General features: G+C 38.5%; 19 protein-coding genes. 11 read left to right on the top strand and 8 right to left on the bottom strand.

Translation table 11 applies throughout. The annotated features are described in order from the left end of the window. Positions 1-88: 88 nt before the first annotated feature. Positions 89-997, top strand: a complete 909-nt coding sequence (gene sdaAA, locus ACZFYI_RS04175; protein WP_462522858.1) for an L-serine ammonia-lyase, iron-sulfur-dependent, subunit alpha — start codon at positions 89-91, stop codon at positions 995-997. Here sdaAA and ACZFYI_RS04180 read toward each other — a convergent pair. The 3 genes from ACZFYI_RS04180 to ACZFYI_RS04190 form a co-directional block, all read right to left on the bottom strand. Beyond that, positions 986-1,444, bottom strand: coding sequence for a hypothetical protein (locus ACZFYI_RS04180; protein ID WP_462522859.1), 459 nt, complete (start codon positions 1,442-1,444; stop codon positions 986-988). The genes sdaAA and ACZFYI_RS04180 overlap by 12 nt on opposite strands. A 420-nt stretch (positions 1,445-1,864) precedes the next feature. After that, positions 1,865-2,518 carry a uracil phosphoribosyltransferase gene (gene upp / locus ACZFYI_RS04185; protein ID WP_462522860.1) on the bottom strand — a complete coding sequence of 218 codons (654 nt, stop codon included), beginning with the start codon at positions 2,516-2,518 and terminating at the stop codon, positions 1,865-1,867. 108 nt (positions 2,519-2,626) lie between these two features. Next, entirely contained in the window at positions 2,627-3,907 is a 1,281-nt protein-coding gene (locus ACZFYI_RS04190) for an OmpA family protein (RefSeq protein WP_462522861.1), read from the bottom strand. 166 nt (positions 3,908-4,073) lie between these two features. Here ACZFYI_RS04190 and ACZFYI_RS04195 point away from each other — a divergent pair, with 166 nt between their 5' ends. The 9 genes from ACZFYI_RS04195 to ACZFYI_RS04235 all read left to right on the top strand — a co-directional run bounded on the left by ACZFYI_RS04195 (position 4,074) and on the right by ACZFYI_RS04235 (position 12,250). Then, positions 4,074-4,985: a M20/M25/M40 family metallo-hydrolase gene (locus tag ACZFYI_RS04195; RefSeq protein WP_462522862.1), complete on the top strand. Its 912-nt coding sequence runs from the start codon at positions 4,074-4,076 to the stop codon at positions 4,983-4,985. Between the two features lie 85 nt (positions 4,986-5,070). Continuing rightward, positions 5,071-5,598: a hypoxanthine phosphoribosyltransferase gene (hpt, locus tag ACZFYI_RS04200; protein WP_462522863.1), complete on the top strand. Its 528-nt coding sequence runs from the start codon at positions 5,071-5,073 to the stop codon at positions 5,596-5,598. Between the two features lie 27 nt (positions 5,599-5,625). Next, positions 5,626-6,198 (top strand): adenylate kinase, encoded by a 573-nt coding sequence (locus ACZFYI_RS04205; protein ID WP_462522864.1) that lies wholly within the window; start codon positions 5,626-5,628, stop codon positions 6,196-6,198. 85 nt (positions 6,199-6,283) lie between these two features. After that, positions 6,284-7,279, top strand: coding sequence for a GTPase ObgE (obgE, locus tag ACZFYI_RS04210; protein ID WP_462522865.1), 996 nt, complete (start codon positions 6,284-6,286; stop codon positions 7,277-7,279). A 73-nt stretch (positions 7,280-7,352) separates the two neighbouring features. Continuing rightward, positions 7,353-7,919: a nucleotide exchange factor GrpE gene (locus tag ACZFYI_RS04215; protein WP_462522866.1), complete on the top strand. Its 567-nt coding sequence runs from the start codon at positions 7,353-7,355 to the stop codon at positions 7,917-7,919. Positions 7,920-7,928: 9 nt separating this feature from the next. Further along, positions 7,929-9,035, top strand: a complete 1,107-nt coding sequence (gene dnaJ, locus ACZFYI_RS04220; RefSeq protein WP_462522867.1) for a molecular chaperone DnaJ — start codon at positions 7,929-7,931, stop codon at positions 9,033-9,035. A 79-nt stretch (positions 9,036-9,114) separates the two neighbouring features. After that, entirely contained in the window at positions 9,115-10,002 is an 888-nt protein-coding gene (locus tag ACZFYI_RS04225; protein ID WP_462522868.1) for a hypothetical protein, read from the top strand. A 48-nt stretch (positions 10,003-10,050) separates the two neighbouring features. Then, positions 10,051-10,950 carry an ABC transporter ATP-binding protein gene (locus tag ACZFYI_RS04230; RefSeq protein ID WP_462522869.1) on the top strand — a complete coding sequence of 300 codons (900 nt, stop codon included), beginning with the start codon at positions 10,051-10,053 and terminating at the stop codon, positions 10,948-10,950. Then, positions 10,943-12,250 carry an ABC transporter permease gene (locus ACZFYI_RS04235; protein WP_462522870.1) on the top strand — a complete coding sequence of 436 codons (1,308 nt, stop codon included), beginning with the start codon at positions 10,943-10,945 and terminating at the stop codon, positions 12,248-12,250. The genes ACZFYI_RS04230 and ACZFYI_RS04235 overlap by 8 nt, the downstream gene beginning before the upstream one ends. A gap of 83 nt (positions 12,251-12,333) precedes the next feature. Here ACZFYI_RS04235 and ACZFYI_RS04240 read toward each other — a convergent pair whose 3' ends face one another. The 3 genes from ACZFYI_RS04240 to ACZFYI_RS04250 all read right to left on the bottom strand — a co-directional run bounded on the left by ACZFYI_RS04240 (position 12,334) and on the right by ACZFYI_RS04250 (position 13,952). After that, positions 12,334-12,744: a UPF0158 family protein gene (locus ACZFYI_RS04240; RefSeq protein ID WP_462522871.1), complete on the bottom strand. Its 411-nt coding sequence runs from the start codon at positions 12,742-12,744 to the stop codon at positions 12,334-12,336. Between the two features lie 72 nt (positions 12,745-12,816). Next, positions 12,817-13,470 (bottom strand): alpha/beta hydrolase, encoded by a 654-nt coding sequence (locus ACZFYI_RS04245; RefSeq protein ID WP_462522872.1) that lies wholly within the window; start codon positions 13,468-13,470, stop codon positions 12,817-12,819. After that, on the bottom strand, positions 13,470-13,952 hold the full coding sequence (locus ACZFYI_RS04250; RefSeq protein WP_462522873.1) for a cytidine deaminase: 483 nt from the start codon (positions 13,950-13,952) through the stop codon (positions 13,470-13,472). Before ACZFYI_RS04250 ends, ACZFYI_RS04245 begins: the two co-directional genes overlap by 1 nt. 133 nt (positions 13,953-14,085) lie before the next feature. Between ACZFYI_RS04250 and ACZFYI_RS04255 the strand changes: the two genes are divergently transcribed. Continuing rightward, positions 14,086-15,420, top strand: a complete 1,335-nt coding sequence (locus ACZFYI_RS04255) for a saccharopine dehydrogenase family protein (RefSeq protein ID WP_462522874.1) — start codon at positions 14,086-14,088, stop codon at positions 15,418-15,420. A gap of 106 nt (positions 15,421-15,526) precedes the next feature. On the opposite strand, the gene ACZFYI_RS04260 is transcribed toward ACZFYI_RS04255, so the two are convergent. Then, a complete protein-coding gene (locus ACZFYI_RS04260) occupies positions 15,527-16,591 on the bottom strand; it encodes a DUF4249 domain-containing protein (protein WP_462522875.1) in 1,065 nt (354 codons plus the stop codon). Between the two features lie 5 nt (positions 16,592-16,596). Then, positions 16,597-18,339 (bottom strand): TonB-dependent receptor plug domain-containing protein, encoded by a 1,743-nt coding sequence (locus ACZFYI_RS04265; protein ID WP_462522876.1) that lies wholly within the window; start codon positions 18,337-18,339, stop codon positions 16,597-16,599. Positions 18,340-18,483: the final 144 nt, after the last annotated feature.

Consider the following 18,483-nt stretch of genomic DNA (forward strand, 5'->3'; position numbering starts at 1 on the left):
CTCAAAGGCCTCCAAATGTAAATATTGGAGGCTTTTGTTTTATAGGATAGTTTGTTCAAATTTGTCCATACTATAACCCAAATATTTTATGCCTTTCCTGTTTGATAGTTTTGTAGGATGGAAATCTCATTGTGAAAAAAATCAAATTAGCTTACACCAAGCTGTAATTGACTATGAAATTTCTCAAAAAAACGGTATTGAAAAAGAAATTTTGATGGGGTTACAAAAGGCTTATAACGTCATGAAAGAAGCCGTTGATACTGGTTTAAAAGCAGATATGACTTCAAGATCGGGGATGATCAATAATGGTGCAAAAAAAGTCTATAACCACCCTTTGGCTGTTTTGTCTGTTGATTTCCAAAAGCTGATTTCCAGAGCTTTAGCAGCTAAAGAAGTGAATTCTTGCATGGGAAGGGTGGTGGCAGCACCTACTGCCGGTGCTTCAGGAATTTTACCGGGAACTTTATACACATTACAGGAAATACATGCATTGCCTGATTCAAAGATAATCGAGGGATTATTGGTCGGTGCAGGAATTGCGTTGATTATCGAGCAGAAAGCAAGCTTGGCAGGTGCAGTTGGAGGTTGTCAGGCTGAAACAGGCTCTGCGGCTGCGATGGCTTCAGGCGCAATTGTGTATTGTTTGGGTGGTTCAATTGATCAGGTTTTCAACGCTGTAGCTATCACAATACAGTGTATGCTTGGGTTGGTTTGCGATCCTGTTGCAGGATTGGTGGAAGTCCCTTGTGTAGTAAGAAATGCAAGTGCTTCAGCCATCGCATTTAGCTCAGCCCAGATATCCATTGCAGCAGTCAGTTCCGTTATCCCGGTAGACGAATGTATCGAAGCCATGGGAGAAATTGGATCAAGCATGGAAAGCAGATACAAAGAAACAGCAATGGGAGGATTGGCGGCTACTTTGACAGGGCAGGAAATTTCCAAAAGAGTTTTGATTCAGGACATAGAAATCCTACCGGATGAACATTTACCGGAGTAATGAATCGAAAAATGGAATACTTAGAATCCAATTGATAGACCCTCCTAGGACAATGGACCAAAAAAGTGCACTGCCAAACATGTAAAGAATTATTTTCTTTTTATCTACATTAAAAGCATTCATTACTATAGTGCCTCCAATTGGAGTTAGAAACAAAGGCGTAAAAACCGCAACGCCTATAGGACCAAATTTTCTCCAAACTCTCACTATTTTTCTGGATCTTGGGGAAAACCTTTTTCTGTTGGGCGAAATTTTTAGATCCCAATAAGATTTAAACCAATCACCTACATACGTCAGGGAGATCACTGTGGTCATCATCCCTCCCACCGAAACAAGTACGATCTCAAATAAGGAAAACCCAGCAGCTGCGCCCAAGACAGGGCCGGAGATAAATTTAAAAAGACAGGCAAAATAAATTCCTAGAATCTTCCAAATATAACCTGTCATAAAACATTAAAAATATAAGTTAATTACAATTTCTCGAAGCAAATTTACACAATAAAGAAGCCTAAAATACCCACTATTAGAAAAAGAAAAGAATTCCAATTAAGATTTTGAGAAATCAAATAGTCAAAAATTTCAGGATATAAAATATTTTGAAAATGGTCTTAGAAACGGCAGTAAAAAATATGGAGAATCAAAAATATAAACCTGTCTCTGAAATGCGTGACTCTCTTCAATTGGAAAGTCTCAATTAAACATCAAAGCTTATTTATATTGTCTTTTTAAAATCATTTGAAAATAAAATTCTAACGAATTCTGGCTAAGCATAGAAACAAATATGGACAAGATTTGGAAAAGTAGGAATATAAAACCCACCAAACTATATCCCAAAAATGGGAATTGTCAATAAAATAATTGGTTCAATTATGGAATTTTATTTCCAAAACAAAGATCTCCAGCATCTCCAAGACCCGGAACTATGTATGACTGTCCGTTTAAACATTCGTCGACAGAGCAAACCCATAAATGAAAAGGTGTATTCAAATTATCATAAATTAACTTAATTCCTTCTGGAGCGGCAATAACACTTACAATATGGATGGTTTTTGGCTTTCCTATCAGGAGTAGATTATCAACAGTTTTCAAAATAGATTTTCCTGTCGCCAACATTGGATCAATCAAAATCAGGTTTCTGTCATTTATATCAGGAGTAGCTTGATACTGATATTCTATTTCGATTCCTTCTTTTTGATTTTCATATTCCTTTCTGTAAGCACCAATAAACCCACTATCCGCCAGATCAAAATAATTCAAAAAACCTTGATAAAATGGAAGTGCAGCCCTTAGTACGGAAATCAAAATAGGTTGCTCCAAAATCAATTTTGATTCCTTTATTCCAAGGGGTGTACTCACAGCTGCAAAATCATATTCAAAAGATTTTGAAACCTCATATGCCATAATCTCACCCAATCTTTCGAGGTTATTACGGAATTTTAATCGATCATTTTGAATTGCTATATCTCTCAGTTCAGCAAGAAAATTATTTGCAATGCTGTTTGTATGGTCTAAAATAAACATGCTAAATCAATAAATTTTGGAATTTGTCAAATATCGGGTATTTACTTTGACAAAGGCAAAAAAAAAGCCCGATTCTAAGAATCGGGCTTTGAATATTTAAGATTGTGATTACTTCACTTCAAAACTAGCTCTTCTTGACAATTGTCTTGCATCAGCAGAATTTTTGTCTACACTTGTATCTTCTCCGTAACCCTTGTAAGAAAGTCTTGAACCATCAATACCTGCAGCGATCAAAAGATCATATACATTTTTAGCTCTTCTTTCAGACAACTTCATGTTGTAATCTTCAGGACCTAATTCGTCAGCAAAACCTTTAACTTCAAGTTTCACTCCAGGATTTCTCTTTAAGAAATTAGAAACATAATTTACAGCTGAAGCTGAGAAACCAAGTGGTTTTGCAGAATCAAATGCATAATAAACGTTTACATAATTCTCATTGATGGCTCTTTTGAAGAAATCAATTTCCTCTTTTACTTGCTCAATAGGACATCCGTTGTTAGAAGCAGGACCTGGAGCAAAAGGACATTTATCCAAATGATCAGGAATACCATCGCCATCAGAATCAATTGTTCTACCGTTAGAATCTACTCTCGCACCAGATGGCGTGTTTGGTTCTTTGTCAAGATAATCGGGAATACCATCACCGTCAGAATCTTTCAACATATCCTTGATCTCACCAATTTGTTGAGCCAATTCAGCTTTAGTGGCATATTTGTCAGCTTCCACATACCAGTCAGCATGAGTTGAACCTTTTCCTAGGTAGAAAGTCAAACCAAGAGTTCCTGTCCACCAAGTGCCGTTAGTACCATAGAACCCATTATCTAAAGAAGGGCCAATATTGGTATTTCCGTCGAAAGTAACAGTCTGTCTACCATTTAGAATAGTGCTAATATCTCCTGTAAGAGCTATTTTTTCTGATAGTTTTACCTGAGTTGTAATACCAGTTATGATATTATAAACATTATCATCAAAAGTAATAGGTGGTCCATCATGTTGAACCTGACCGATACCTGCTCCAAGGTGGCCCAATAAGTTAATCCTTCTCGTAAAGGACTCAAATTTCAATATTCTACCTAGATTGGCAATCCCCTGAAGGTTTAACCTGTAATAACTGGTAGAGAATGCGGGATTATTGTCTTTACCGGATTCACTGAATGAACCCAATCCATAATCCAGTTTTGCGCCAAATTTGTCATTGAACATGTACCTAACACCAAAGTCCACATGACCAAGGTTTAATGTAGGTGAGAAATATCCAGGAGACAAAGGAGCCATCGGTTTGTTGAAACCTCCATTGAGTTCTAAAGACCACTTGTTGAAGTCGTCTTGGGCGTTAACTCCTAAAGCTAAACAGCCCGCGATAATTGTAGATAGTAATATTTTTTTCATAATAAAAAATTTTTTGTTCAGATTTTTAGGTGTTTAATTGATTCGACTGCAAATTTATAAACTTTTAACTATTCACAAATGTATATTAATATTTTAAAACTATACCAAAATTCTTTTTGATTTTTAATGAATTTACGATTTTAATAGATTTGAAATACATAATGCTATGACAAAATTATTATTTGATCTTTTAAGGATAGAAAGCGTATCTGGAAATGAAGAGCCAATGACTGAGTTTTTATTAAACCACATTGATAAACGAAAAGCAGCTTGGAAGGTTCAACCAGAAATTTTTTATGGGGACAAGTTCCATGATTGTTTGCTACTTAAATTTGGAGATCCTAGGGGTGCTGTTTTTGCGCATATAGATACGGTTGGCTTCACGACAAGATATGAAAACCAACTTCTGCCAATAGGAGGCCCTGAAATTGAAAATGGAACCAGATTGGTAGGTGAAGATAGCTTAGGTCCCATTTCATGCAAAGTTATTTTGCATGACGATTTTGCTTTCCACGATTTCCCCAGAGCAATAGACAGGGGAACTTTGCTTTCATTCGAACAATCGATAATCCTTGATCAGGAATTTATCCAGGCAGCATATTTAGACAATCGTCTTGGCATATATAATTGCTTGAAATTATGTGAGGATTTAGAGAATGGTTGGATAGTTTTCTCCACTTATGAAGAACACGGAGGAGGAAGCGTACCTTTTTTACTCCGATATATCCAAGAGACGGCTCCAATTGAATTTGCTCTTATTTCTGATGTCACCTGGACTACTGAGGGGGTGAAGCACCATGAAGGAGTCGCTATTTCATTAAGAGATAAGTTTATACCAAGGAAAAGGTTTTTGGAAAAAGTGCTGAAGCTAGCCGAAGAGAGCGGTATTACATATCAACTAGAAGTAGAGGGAATGGGTGGCAGTGATGGACGGGAAATTCAATTTTCCCCTTATGCGATCGATTGGTGTTTTATCGGACCCCCGGAAGATAATGTCCACACACCAAATGAAAAAGTATCATTGAAAGATCTTCAATCTATGGTTGACCTTTACAGGTATTTAATGAAGCGATTGTAAGGATTAGCAATTATTTAGATGGAGAGGAATCTTTTTTTTTTATATTTGCGCTGCCCTTGAATAAAGGGCATTTTTGTTTGATCCTATGATATCAATTAAAGACAAAGTATTTGTTCCTTATATTACGGCCAATTCAATCCAACAACGGGTTGCAGAAATTGGCGCTGAAATATCTAAGGATTTCAAAGAGGATTGCCCGATATTGATTGGTGTCCTCAACGGTTCATTTATATTTCTTTCTGATTTAGCCAAAAATATCTCCATACCTGTTGAAATTAGCTTCGTAAAAGTTTCTTCCTATTCAGGAACAAACTCAACAGGATTTGTCAAAAACCTGCTTGGTCTTGATTTTGATTTAAATAAAAGGTCTGTAATTATTGTAGAAGATATCATTGACACAGGTTTGAGTATGAAGCATCTTTTGGAGATGGTTCAAAGAGAAAACCCAAAAAAAATTGCTATTGCCAGTCTTTTATTAAAGCCTGACGCATTGGTACATCAGCTAAATGTAAATTATATTGGTTTCGAAATCCCGAATAAGTTTGTGGTGGGGTATGGATTGGACTTTGATGGATTGGGCCGAAACCTCCCTGAACTTTATCAATTGAAATAGATACCAAAATATTAATTTAATCAGAATATGCTCAATATTGTACTATTTGGCCCTCCAGGGGCAGGCAAAGGAACCCAAAGCGAAAACATTATTTCAAAATATAACCTGACCCATTTATCCACGGGAGATTTGTTCAGAAAACATCTTGGTGAGGGAACTGAACTCGGAAAACTTGCACGAAAGTATATGGATGAGGGTAGACTCGTGCCTGATGAAGTAGTCATCGGGATGGTTGATGACAAAATCGCCCATACTCCCGGAACAAATGGTTTTATCTTCGATGGATTTCCCAGAACTGTAGCACAGGCTGAAGCTTTGGATAAATTGATGGAAAAGAATAATATTGAAATTTCAGGTATGATTGCCTTAGATGTGGCTGAAGACATCTTGAAGGAACGGATCAGGGAAAGGGGGAAAACCTCAGGCAGGACCGATGACCAGGACGAAGCCAAAATCGAAACGAGAATCAGGGTATATCTGGATGAAACCCTTCCTGTTGCCGAGTATTACGAAAAGAAAGGAAAATTCACCAAAATAAATGGTGTAGGTACTATCGAAGACATTTTTGCTGACATTACAAAAGTCATTGACCGGTACTAATACTGAATATTTCTTACCTTTGCAGGGAAGATTATCCGGCTAAGCCTTCAAGCTTAGCCATTTTTGTTTTAAACATTTATAAAAAGTGGCAGATTCTAACTTTATAGATTACGTAAAATTCTGCTCCAGATCAGGTGCTGGAGGAGCAGGCTCGGTACATTTCCGTAGGGAAAAGCATGTACCGAAAGGTGGTCCTGATGGGGGTGATGGAGGACGAGGTGGCCATATTGTTTTAAAAGGAAGTACTCAGGTATGGACATTGCTCCATTTGAAATATAAGAAACATGTAATCGCTGAAGAAGGAAAGGGAGGTGAAGGAGGAAGAAGAAAAGGAAGAGACGGAAAAGATGTTATCCTTGAAGTCCCGCTTGGGACAATTGCCAAAGATGCTGAAACTTTCGAAACCAGGTTTGAAATTACAGAAGAAGGACAGGAAGTGATCCTGACCAGAGGAGGAAGAGGGGGTCTGGGAAACGACCATTTCAAAACCGCTACCAATCAGGCACCGCATTTTGCACAGCCTGGAGAAGAAGGAATTGAAGAATGGATCATACTTGAGCTCAAGTTATTGGCAGACGTAGGTTTAGTGGGTTTTCCAAATGCAGGAAAATCAACGCTTCTATCCAGTATTTCAGCTGCAAGACCCGAAATCGGTGATTATCCCTTTACCACGCTTGTTCCAAATCTCGGTGTAATACCCTACAGAAATGAAAAGTCATTTGTCATGGCTGATATTCCTGGTATCATTGAAGGCGCGGCTGAAGGAAAAGGACTTGGATTGAGGTTTTTAAGGCATATTGAGAGGAATTCCATTTTATTATTTATGATTCCCGCCGATTCGGACAATATCCAAGATCAATACAAAATACTTATTGGCGAACTTCAAAAATATAACCCGGAGTTGCTGGATAAAAAAAGATTATTGGCGATTACTAAGGCGGATATGCTGGATGAAGAATTGATGGAGCAAATGAAAAAAGAAGTTCCAAAAGACCTGGACTCGCTTTTCATTTCCTCAGTTTCAGGATTTAATCTTGACAAACTCAAGGATATGCTCTGGCAGGCTATCAACACCCAATAAATGCCAAGTTGTCAGTTTTGTGCCCTTGGCAAACAAATTGATAGAAAATTAAAAGTCAAATTCTAGAAAAAAGATGGAGGAAAAACAAATATTCAATGAGGATCCAATTGCCACCAATGAACAGGTAATGCATGAGGACCAGGTTGTAAATGAAGAACAAAGAGAATATTCAGCAAAATCTGATTCATCACAAGAAGAGAAGTTAAATAAAGAAGTTGCTGAATTGAAAGACAAATACTTAAGGCTATACTCTGAATTTGAAAATTATAGAAGAAGAACAGCCAAAGAGCGATTAGACTTGATCAAAACCGCTTCTGAAGATTTAATGACTGAAATACTTCCGGTGGTAGATGATTTTGAACGTGCGTTCAAAGCTCATCAGAATGAAACAGATGCTTCCAAAGTAAGAAATGGCAACCAACTTGTTTTTCATAAACTATTAAGAATATTAGAACAAAAAGGTCTCAAACCTATGGAAAGCCTGTCTGGAAAGCCATTTGATGCTGAAACACAAGAAGCAATTACCCAAATAGCCTCTCCAAATGAAGAAATGAAAGGTAAAGTGATAGATGTTATTGAAAATGGATATACCCTTGGAGACAAAGTCATCAGGTTTGCTAAAGTGGTAATAGGAGCTTAAGAAAAGAATATGGCAAAAAGAGACTATTATGAAGTATTAGGGGTTACTAAAAGTGCCACCCCCGAGGAAATCAAGAAAGCATACCGTAAGCTTGCGATTCAATATCACCCTGACAAGAATCCTGACAATCCCCAAGCTGAGGATAAATTCAAAGAAGCTGCTGAAGCCTATGAGGTTTTGAGCAATCCTGAAAAGAAGCAAAGGTATGACCAGTTTGGCCATCAAGGAATGGGTGGCAATGGTGGGTACAGCGGCGGCGGTATGAATATGGAAGATATCTTTTCCCAATTTGGAGATATATTCGGAGGAGGTGGATTCGACTCCTTTTTTGGAGGAGGCAGAGGAGGTCGAAGGATGAAAAAAGGTACTAATCTCAGGGTCAAACTAAAAATGAACCTGAAAGAGATTGCCAACGGTGTAGAAAAGAAAATCAAAGTAAAACGCCATGTATTGGCCGATGGAGTTACTTTTAAAAACTGCTCAACCTGTCAGGGTTCTGGCCAGATCAAAAAAGTGGTCAATACCATGCTTGGCCAAATGGTCTCAGCCAGCGCCTGTCATGTATGTGGAGGAAATGGGCAGATCGTAGACAAAAAACCAGCCGAAGCAGATATCAGAGGCCTTATTCTAAAAGAAGAAGTCATATCCATCAATATTCCGGCAGGTGTGGCGGACGGCATGCAACTTAGTATGTCCGGAAAAGGCAATGAAACAGCTGGTGGCGTTCCCGGAGATTTATTGATAGTCATTGAGGAGATTGAAGATGAAGTACTTCAAAGAAATGGAAATGATGTCATTTTTGAATTATATGTGAGTTTCATTGATGCCGCACTCGGTTCCCAAATTGAGGTACCGACCATCGAAGGAAAAGTCAAAATTAAACTTGACCCAGGAACACAAAGCGGTAAGATGTTGAGATTAAAAGGAAAGGGAATAAAAGACATCAATGGATATAGCAGGGGAGACCAATTGATTCAAGTGAATGTCTGGACACCAAAACAACTTTCCAAAGACGAGCGCAACATTTTGGAAAATCTAAAAAATTCTGAAAATTTTAAGCCTGATCCGGGAAAATCGGAAAAAAGCTTTTTTGATAAAATGAAAGAATTCTTCTAAAATACTTGCAGCCGGATGAAAATCCGGCTTTTTTTATACCTTTAATAACCTTTTAAATCGATCGCCGTAACCTTACCGTATGTTGAACAAATTTTGCTTACTAATTGGATTGGTTCTAGGGAGTACTTCTTGGTCCGATGCCCAAATTACTAAGGAGTTCAAAGTCGAAGAGAAAAACGGCTACAATCTTGTCCACCTGGATTTCAATGTTTATAAAGGTGTCTCTGAAATAAAGAGAGATCAGATAGAAGGACCTTTGAATATCCACTCAGAACTCAATAAAGTAAATATTCTTCCTTCTTTTTCTTACGAGATCAAGGATAGGATTCTTTTTGCCTATCTCACCCATAGAAATGTCGAATCCGAAAACCTCGGAAAAAGCCTTTCTTACAAGCTGTTTTCAAGTTCCAATGAAGATTTTGACCACAAATGGACCATAGGCCTGAATTCACACAATCTCTACAATCTCCATTTTTATTTTGGTATCGGTTTCGCCTCACTTGACTTATCTCACTTACCGATTTCAAACTGCCAGATAATATCCACAAGTGCAGACATCAAGTTGGATTACAGTAAGAATTTTGCCAATTCTGTGAGAATGGACACATTATCCGTCGCCATCAATATGGGAAATCTGGAAGCAGATAATCTCAATTTCACTAATGCAAAAGAAATGATCTTCGAATCGAATTATGGGACACTAGACCTCTCCTTTTCTGATAAAATGTCCGAATCTTGTAATATCAAAGCAATGGTTGGTGTGGGTAAAGTAAATCTCCAACTTCCTAGTGAAAATAACGCCTATATCCTTAAAATAACCTCCACTCCAATGTGCAGGACTTATATCCCAAAGTACCTAAAAGACCTCGGCAACAATACTTATGTGAGCAAAGCCTACAGAGAAAACAGTGAAAATCTCATGAGCTTTACCATTGATGTCTCAGTAGGTTCAGTTACCATAAAATAATTACCAAGGCAGTAACCAAATTCTATTTTTAGCAAACTACCATCAACATTGGAAATCCTTGAAATCCGAAATCTGACCAAAACTTACGGGAACCAGAAAGCCCTGAGCAATATCAGTTTGACTATTCCAAAAAATGGGATTTTTGGACTTCTAGGACCAAACGGAGCAGGCAAAACCACATTGATAAGGATTATCAACCAAATCATTGAAGGAGACTCAGGTGAGGTTATTTTTAATGGGGAATCTCTTCAACCTAAGCATATCTCACAAATAGGATACTTGCCTGAGGAAAGAGGGCTTTACAAAAAAATGAAAGTCTGGGACCAGCTGATTTATTTTGCACGACTCAAAGACATGCCCGCAGCTTTAGCCAAAGAAAGGGTTAATTATTGGTTGAATAAAATGGATATCAGTTCTTGGAAAGACAAAAGAATAGATGACCTTTCCAAAGGAATGGCCCAAAAAATACAGTTTATTTCCACCATCATCCATGAACCTGAATTGCTGATATTGGATGAACCTTTCTCAGGTTTTGATCCAATGAATGCGGAAATTATCAAAAACGAAATCATTGAACTGAGAGAAAAAGGTATCACCGTCGTGTTATCCACACATAGGATGGAATCAGTCGAGCTGCTATGTGATCAGATTGCCATGATCCATCGTTCGCACAAAATTTTAGAGGGCCGATTGTCTGATATCAAGCAGCAATTTAGGACAAATACCTATGAAGTAACTCTTAATGAGTTGGTCGGACCACTGCCTGAAGAATGGAATATCAGGAAAGTAAATGGAAATTCAGTCTTCTCAATACCACTTGGAGAAGATTCTCCAAACAGCACCTTAACACAGCTGATGCAATATGGTGAAGTGGTGGGCTTCAAAGAAATCCTGCCAAGTATGGAAGAAATCTTTATCCAACAGATAAAAAACCATTCTTATGAATAAAATATGGTTGGTTATTCAAAGAGAATATCTCTCGAGAGTCCAGAAAAAATCATTTCTGTTGGCAACCTTACTGACTCCTCTGATATTCCCTTCCATTATGGGGATTTTCCTGTGGATTTCCATTGGTGAGTCCGAAAACCCTTCATTGCAAATCATCGAAGTGGTGGACGAGAACAATATCTTTTTTATTGAAAGTTCAGACCAATACGCTTTCTCTTTTTCGAAAATAAATACAGAAGAAGGCAAAAGAATGGTCAATGAGGGTGAGCGTTTCGGGTTCCTATATATCCCAAAAATCGATCTAAGCAATCCTAAAGGAATCACGTATTTTGGCGAAAAAAACCCAAGCATGGGTCTGATTTCTTTTCTTGAATCAAGTATAAAAAGGAGGATTGAGGAGCAACGCCTTTTTGAATCAGGTATAAGTCCCGAAGCCATAAACGCCTATCGGACCAAAGTATCCATACAGGCCATCACTTTGGACAATAGCGGTGAAGAAAAAGTCTCAGATGCTACGGTAAATTATGCGATCGGATTCCTTGCCGGAATATTGATTTACATGTTTATTTTTATCTATGGCAATCAGATCATGCAAGGCGTTATCGAAGAAAAGTCAAGCCGAATAATAGAAATCCTGGTTTCTTCTATCAAACCTTTTCAACTGATGATGGGAAAAATCATCGGAATTGGGGCCGTAGGGCTCACACAGTTTTTGATATGGATCATACTGATTGGAGGGATATCGTCTATTGTGATGGGTTATTTTGGCCTGCAGATGCCACAACAACAGGCTATGGAACTTGCCAATCCCGAAATGGGTGAATTGATGGACAATCAGGCTAACCTTCAAAACATCCTTCAGGTTATCAATGGGATAGATTTTATCCAATTGACAATGACCTTTATATTTTATTTTCTGGGTGGATACTTGCTTTACGGAGCTTTTTTTGCGGCAGTTGGTGCGGCTGTGGATGCCCCGTCAGAAGCTCAGCAGTTTATGCTTCCCATTACAATTCCTTTGCTAATTGGCTACCTTGGCTTGTTTGTCTTTGTCTTAAATGACCCCAACAGCAATGTTTCATTCTGGCTTTCTATCATCCCATTCACTTCCCCGATAGCGATGATGGGAAGAGTCAGCTATGGGGTCCCTGCCTTTGATTTGCTATTATCAATGTCTCTTCTGATTTTAGGATTCTTTTTCAGTACATGGGTTGCCGGCAAAGTTTACCGGATTGGAATATTGATGCATGGCAGCAAAGTAAATTACAAAACACTTTGGAGGTGGATCAAAACAAATTAAAAATGCTACAGCTATCATAAAAAGCAAAGAGCCAAATTTGGCTCTTTTGCTTTTTAATCCTCAGCATAATTGAAACTATCCATTTATTCCTTGATCCAGTCCTTATAATTCTGAAGTCTGTATTCTTTCCAAAGCTCATTGTATTTGCCAGAGCTGTCAATCAAAAACTTAAAAGCTGTAGCTGCTTTTGGTTTGCCTAAAGCATTGACCAATTCATCCTGGAAATTTCTTTCTTTTACGATTCTATCCGCAAACTTCTCCATCATCTGATGTTCTTGGTTTGGCTCCATTTTCACGAATTCCGCAAAATTTTCCGGATTATCCTCAATCTCATCCAAGATATCCTCTTCTTCAGGAGTCAAATCGTAATTGAAATAATCTTCGTCATCGGGAAGTTGGTAGATTTTTTTATTGTCTAATTGATAAAAACAAATCATTCCCTTAAGCAGCTGTGCTGCTATTTTCTCTACTTCTTTTTCAGATAGGGTAAGCATGTTAGAATTAAAATAAATTTTTAAGAAAATTAAATAACTGACAGATTAAATCAAACTTTTTCTCAATCTAAACTATGACCCGATAGGCCGCTCAAAAATACTTCTCATCAGCGGCAAATCTAAATCATGTCCACCAATAAATTCAAGCCTCTTGACCTCAAAAGGCAGAGATGCTATAAATTCGTTTTGTTTTTGAATAGATTCCTCGGTCAGGAGTGGGTCTTCATTACCCAAAACCACTAGGACTTCAGTATTTTTTAACTTTTCTCCGGCCCTTTGGATATTTAGATCGTGTGCAAATCCTCCACTCCAAAGAACAAGTTTTTCGACTTTTTCATTTAATTGACTTACCCAGCGAGTGGCAGTGGCAGCACCTTGAGAAAAACCCAGAACCTTAATGGAGGGTTTTAAAGGATATTTCAACAAAACTGATTCCAAAATCTCATTCAAATACCGGTTATTATTTTCAATCGCCGTTTCTCTTTCGTGACTTGTCATCCAATTGGCCCCTACCCTTCCTGAAAATCCCTTTTGATAAGAGTAATTGGTGGCTTCCGGTACGATGACCAATCTTTCTTCACAGAATAGCGGTTCTAACTTCCTAAGAAAGAATTCCGCCAATTGCCCATAGCCATGAAGTGCAATCAGGATTTCAGTTTCTCTTCTATTTGGGAGGTGAGACATGCTAAAATGCCCCCTATGTCTATAAGTAATGGAGGCTTTCATCAGCTGTTAAGGTTATTGAATCTAAAAGGCAATAATTGTTCAATACTTTCTGCTTTCAAAATTTCACCTTGTCCATTTAGCATTAATATCTCTATTGGATTCCCAAACTTCATTTCATATTCATTGATAGTTTGTCTGCACATCCCACAAGGAGTCACGTAGGCATATCCGGTTTCTCCCATCCTTTTTGCTGCAATAGCGATCTTGACCGGTTTTAAATTTGGAAAATTACCCATGACATAACTTAAAACAGCCCTTTCTGCACAAATTCCAACAGGAAAGGAAACATTTTCTTGGTTGTTGCCGGCGAAAACCTCACCGTTTTCTAATAATAATGCTGCCCCAACCAAAAATCCTGAATATGGAGCATAGGCGGATTCCAAAATCTCCTTCGCCCTTGCAATAAGCATTGATTCCTCATCAGTCCAAAATTCATTTGGAATCACCTCAAGGGAGATTTTCACTTCTATTCTTCTATTCATTACTTCGTTTAAAAAGGAATGGAATTAACAAAAAAAAAATGGGAATTAGGCAATTTTTCTATTTAACCCACTTTGATTTTTAGCCTTCATCCTTTTTTTACAATTTCGGGAATTGTAACCCAATCTTATCCATATGCAAACCATTCTTATCCTCGGTGCCGGAAAATCATCTACCTACTTGATTGATTATTTGATGAAAAGTGCCGGTGCAAAGAATAGAAAAATAATAGTAGCTGACATTTCGGAAAAAACCGCAGCGGATAAAATCAAAAGAAATCCATTTGCTTCAGCCGTATCGATCAATGTTTCCGATCCCAAGGAAAGAAACTCCTTGATTCAAAAATCTGATTTGGTGATTTCAATGTTGCCTGCCTTTTTACATCCGATGATAGCCGAAGACTGCCTCGCCTTGGGCAAACACTTTTTTACAGCCTCCTACGAATCAGATGAACTCAGAAAATTAGAACCCGAAATCAAAGCCAAAAATCTGCTTTTTCTTAACGAATGTGGCCTTGACCCCGGAATAGACCACATGTCTGCGATGAAGATTTTAGAAAATGAGAAGTCTAAAGGAAATGAAATCATTTCCTTCAAATCCTTTTGCGGAGGAGTTCTCGCTCCCGAAAGTGAAGACAATCCTTGGAAATACAAATTCACATGGAACCCCCGAAATGTCGTCCTTGCGGGTCAGGGAGTATCCAGGTATATCCAAAACGGACAATTAAAATATATCCCCTACCACAAGCTTTTTGGGAGGACTGAAAAGGTTTCTTTCGATGAAGCTGGAGAATTTGACGGGTATCCAAACAGGGATTCATTGAGATATAGAAAGATATATGGTTTGGAAAATATCCCGACCATGCTGAGAGGAACGCTCCGAAGGTCTGGGTTTTGTCAAGCATGGAATATTTTGGTACAACTTGGTATGACAGATGATTCATTTCAAATGGACTTTCCTGAAGGGATAAGCTACAGAGGATTTCTCAATTCTTTCCTGGCTTCTCACCCTTCCAAAACTGTAGAGGAAAAATTACAAGAATATCTTCCGGAAATAGACCAAGATATCATATCAAAATTTGAATGGTTGGGACTATTTTCAGAAAAACCACTAACTCAGCTTAACGGAAGTCCAGCTGCTATCCTTCAGCATATATTGGAGGAAAAATGGCAGCTCAGCCCTAAAGACAAAGACATGGTTGTCCTTCAGCATCAATTTGAAATAAAAGGTGCTTTTGGGGACAAAGAGATCATCTCGAGCTTGGTTTGTAAAGGAGAAGACCAAGAATATACCGCTATGGCGAAAACCGTTGGTCTCCCTCTTGCTATAGCTGTGGATTTATTTTTAGAGGGCAAAATCAAATCAAGAGGATTACAGATTCCTGTACAAAAAGAATTTTTTGACCCCATTTTAGACGCTTTGGGAAAAGAGGGGATCGTTTTTGAAGAAATTGAGAGGCCAAAAATCTAGTAAATTCAAAGTCGGCTTCCTCCTAGACAAAAGGTATTTCTAAATAAAAAAGAAAGACATGGACTCAATATCCATGTCTTCCTAATTCTCCGAAAAATACCACCTACTAGTTATCGGAATTCCAACTTGCAGGCGGATCCAGAGTAGCGCCTCTTACAGTTCGACAGTCATCGGGAATGATCTTGGGTGTTTGAGTAACCTCCAAACTATTACGCTGAATGAAAACCTCTTTTTTGGAAACTGATGCAGCAATAAAAAACCCTAAGACAATTTCATCCGGATCATCCAGGCTAATTATGTTACCCCTGATATTTGCAGGAGGCTGATCAAAAACACTTCCTGTTAAACTTATCTGTTGGTCGATCAACCTAAGAAACCGATGGGCTTCCCTGGAAACAGACATCTGTTGAATTTCTGCGCGGTAAGTATCCTTAAATCTAAGCCCATCGTCTTCAATAAAAGCTACTGGAATACTTTGGCTTAGTCCGTTAAAATCCTGATCAGAAGCTATAGAAAATGTCTGGAAGCGAGATGTCTCTTGCAAATAGCAGGTAGAACAACAGTCTTTTGGTGCAGCACCACGTGGGTTGGTTGGATGGTCAGGAGGCAAAGTGTAAAGCTCGGGATTTGCTACTACCACGTAGGAACCAATACCTTGCCTCCAATAATAGAAATTGGTTTGATCACTGGGATCTTTGAACTGCGTAAATATCTGAACGCCTATCCTATTTTGAAGCCGGTTTGCAGTTTGAATTTCGATGGCTCGATAGGAAAGTGATTCGATTTCAGGCACTGAGTTTACCATTTCAGGCAAAGATGTATAGGATTTCCCACCCTGAAGTTCAATGAGCAGCGAATAAGAAATCCCTACCCTTGCCTGAAAGCCAATAGGAGTTTGATATACACCCCTCTCTTCAGTTTCAGTTAGAAAAACCACATTCCCTTCACTATCCCTTATGGCAATACTTGCTTGGGAAACCGGTCTGATCAATCCTTCAAAAACACTACCATAAGTGTCACTTCTTGTCAACCTAATAGTATGCGGGCCTGGTTCGGTGGTCACAAATCCATCCACAGTAAGTAATTGCTCTCCTTGAGGAAGCTCAACCTTATATGGTTCTATACAGGAAATCTGTAGAAGTAATAGTATATAAAATAATCTTTTCAACATCATAATCAGAATTTAAGCGAATAACTTAAGGTTGGGAAAGGTACTCCAAGTATGGCCAATATGTAAGACTGAGGAGGCGATCCTGTTTGGTCAGCAAAGAATACCGAAAAGGGGTTTTTTCTGCCGTACACGTTCATGACTGCAAAAGTCCAATCTCCATCATGGAATTTACTCGTCCCTTTTAATTTAAAATTCAAGGAAAGGTCTAACCTGTGGAAATCAGGTATTCTTTGGGTATTTCTTTCTTTGAAAAAAGCTAGTGAATTTCCGGCGAAGTCAAATTTTGCTTCCGGAAAAGAAACCGGCCTACCTGTACTGTAGGAAAACGTGGCCGAAATTGAAGCGTTGGTCGCCAGTTTATAATTCCCTATCAATGTCAAGTCGTGTGGTTTATCAAAGTTAGCCGCATACCATTCCCCATCGTTGATAATTTCCTCTTCAAATGGCGTAATGACTCTTCTCAAAGAGCGTGAGTAGGTATAACTTGCCCATCCCGTGGTTCTTCCAAGATTTTTCTTCACATATACTTCCACTCCATAAGCTTGTCCTTGGCCAGGCACAACTTCAGTTTCAAGGTTTTGCTGAAGCAAAAGCCTTGCTCCATCTTTGTATTCCAATACATTCTGAATGTCCTTGTAATATACCTCCACTGAAGTTTCAAATATATTCCCCTTCAGGTTTTTGTAAATACCCAAGGAATATTGGTCAACAATCTGCGGCTTGAAAAATTGATCGCTCAGTTTCCAAACGTCCGTAGGTGCAATCGTAGCAGTATTTGAAATTAGGTGAATAAATTGGTACATCTTATTGTAGCCAGCCTTTATGGAGGTTTTGGAATCTATTGAATACCTAAGGGAAGCTCTTGGACCCCATCCATCATAAGTTTGGATGGTCTCTCCTGATGCATATGTCCTTTCTCCGATTACGTTACCTTCATTCAGAGGCAAGTCAGGAGCATACTCCTTTACGGTCCTTGGTCCATAATATTGGTACATATCATACCTGATACCATAAGAAAGGCCTATCTTTTCACCGAATTCAAGTTCATGCTGGAGGTAAAAACCTGATTCCCTTGCAAATTCATCCTGAACTTTTTTTGGTAAAACTGTCGATTCACCATCAGATATGCCCGGTATCAGCTCCCCAGGTCTTATCGTGATGCTTTTGGTATCGCCTCCAAATGAAATCCTGTTATTTTCGCCCAAAGCATAAGTGAAATTCAGCCTGACACCTGTATCAGTAATCCCTGACTCCAGGTCAAAATTATTGATTCCGGATTTATTGAAAATGGTAAAATCATACTTCGAATAATACCCTATAACATCCGCAGCCAATCTTTCTGAAAATTTTCCTTGGTACCTTACGGTATGGCTCAAATTAGTCCAAGAAATGGTTGTATCCGAAGCTAAAGCAAAATCATCATAACTTCTGTAAAAACTGTAGGTCACATTATGGTTTTCATTGATCTCGCCATAAACTATCCCATTTACATCATTGAAGTTGGCTTGGCTTGATCTTAAGTCAGGATTGTTCATGGCTCCCAAGAGCCAATTGATATACGACCCCCTGAATCCGATTTTAGCAGAAACCTTATCCTTGATCACCGGGCCATTTACTGAAAGTTTTCCAGATACTGTCCCCACCATCATATCTCCTCCCCATCTGTCCAAACTCCCTGATTTTGGAGAAATATCAAGAATGGAAGAACCCCTTCCACCAAACTTGGTAGGAATAATTGCTTTGTACAACACAAAGTCATTGACAACGTCAGGGTTGAAAGCAGTGAATAATCCAAATGGGAAATCCGATCGCGTCAGGAAGCGTATGTCGCTATGGATTTCTCGTCATAAATGGCGTCTAAAACTAAGTGTACTCGCTCTTTGTGCAATTTT

This window comes from Aquiflexum sp. (assembly GCF_977115555.1).

Coding starts and splice junctions, on each gene's coding strand:
- ACZFYI_RS04195 (WP_462522862.1), top strand. CDS start 4,074: ATGACAAAATTATTATTTGATCTTTTAAGGATAGAAAGCGTATCTGGA.
- upp (WP_462522860.1), bottom strand. CDS start 2,518: ATGTTTATTTTAGACCATACAAACAGCATTGCAAATAATTTTCTTGCT.
- sdaAA (WP_462522858.1), top strand. CDS start 89: ATGCCTTTCCTGTTTGATAGTTTTGTAGGATGGAAATCTCATTGTGAA.
- ACZFYI_RS04250 (WP_462522873.1), bottom strand. CDS start 13,952: ATGAATAGAAGAATAGAAGTGAAAATCTCCCTTGAGGTGATTCCAAAT.
- ACZFYI_RS04205 (WP_462522864.1), top strand. CDS start 5,626: ATGCTCAATATTGTACTATTTGGCCCTCCAGGGGCAGGCAAAGGAACC.
- ACZFYI_RS04225 (WP_462522868.1), top strand. CDS start 9,115: ATGTTGAACAAATTTTGCTTACTAATTGGATTGGTTCTAGGGAGTACT.
- ACZFYI_RS04260 (WP_462522875.1), bottom strand. CDS start 16,591: ATGTTGAAAAGATTATTTTATATACTATTACTTCTACAGATTTCCTGT.
- ACZFYI_RS04255 (WP_462522874.1), top strand. CDS start 14,086: ATGCAAACCATTCTTATCCTCGGTGCCGGAAAATCATCTACCTACTTG.
- ACZFYI_RS04235 (WP_462522870.1), top strand. CDS start 10,943: ATGAATAAAATATGGTTGGTTATTCAAAGAGAATATCTCTCGAGAGTC.
- dnaJ (WP_462522867.1), top strand. CDS start 7,929: ATGGCAAAAAGAGACTATTATGAAGTATTAGGGGTTACTAAAAGTGCC.
- ACZFYI_RS04190 (WP_462522861.1), bottom strand. CDS start 3,907: ATGAAAAAAATATTACTATCTACAATTATCGCGGGCTGTTTAGCTTTA.
- ACZFYI_RS04215 (WP_462522866.1), top strand. CDS start 7,353: ATGGAGGAAAAACAAATATTCAATGAGGATCCAATTGCCACCAATGAA.
- ACZFYI_RS04240 (WP_462522871.1), bottom strand. CDS start 12,744: ATGCTTACCCTATCTGAAAAAGAAGTAGAGAAAATAGCAGCACAGCTG.
- hpt (WP_462522863.1), top strand. CDS start 5,071: ATGATATCAATTAAAGACAAAGTATTTGTTCCTTATATTACGGCCAAT.
- ACZFYI_RS04180 (WP_462522859.1), bottom strand. CDS start 1,444: ATGACAGGTTATATTTGGAAGATTCTAGGAATTTATTTTGCCTGTCTT.
- ACZFYI_RS04245 (WP_462522872.1), bottom strand. CDS start 13,470: ATGAAAGCCTCCATTACTTATAGACATAGGGGGCATTTTAGCATGTCT.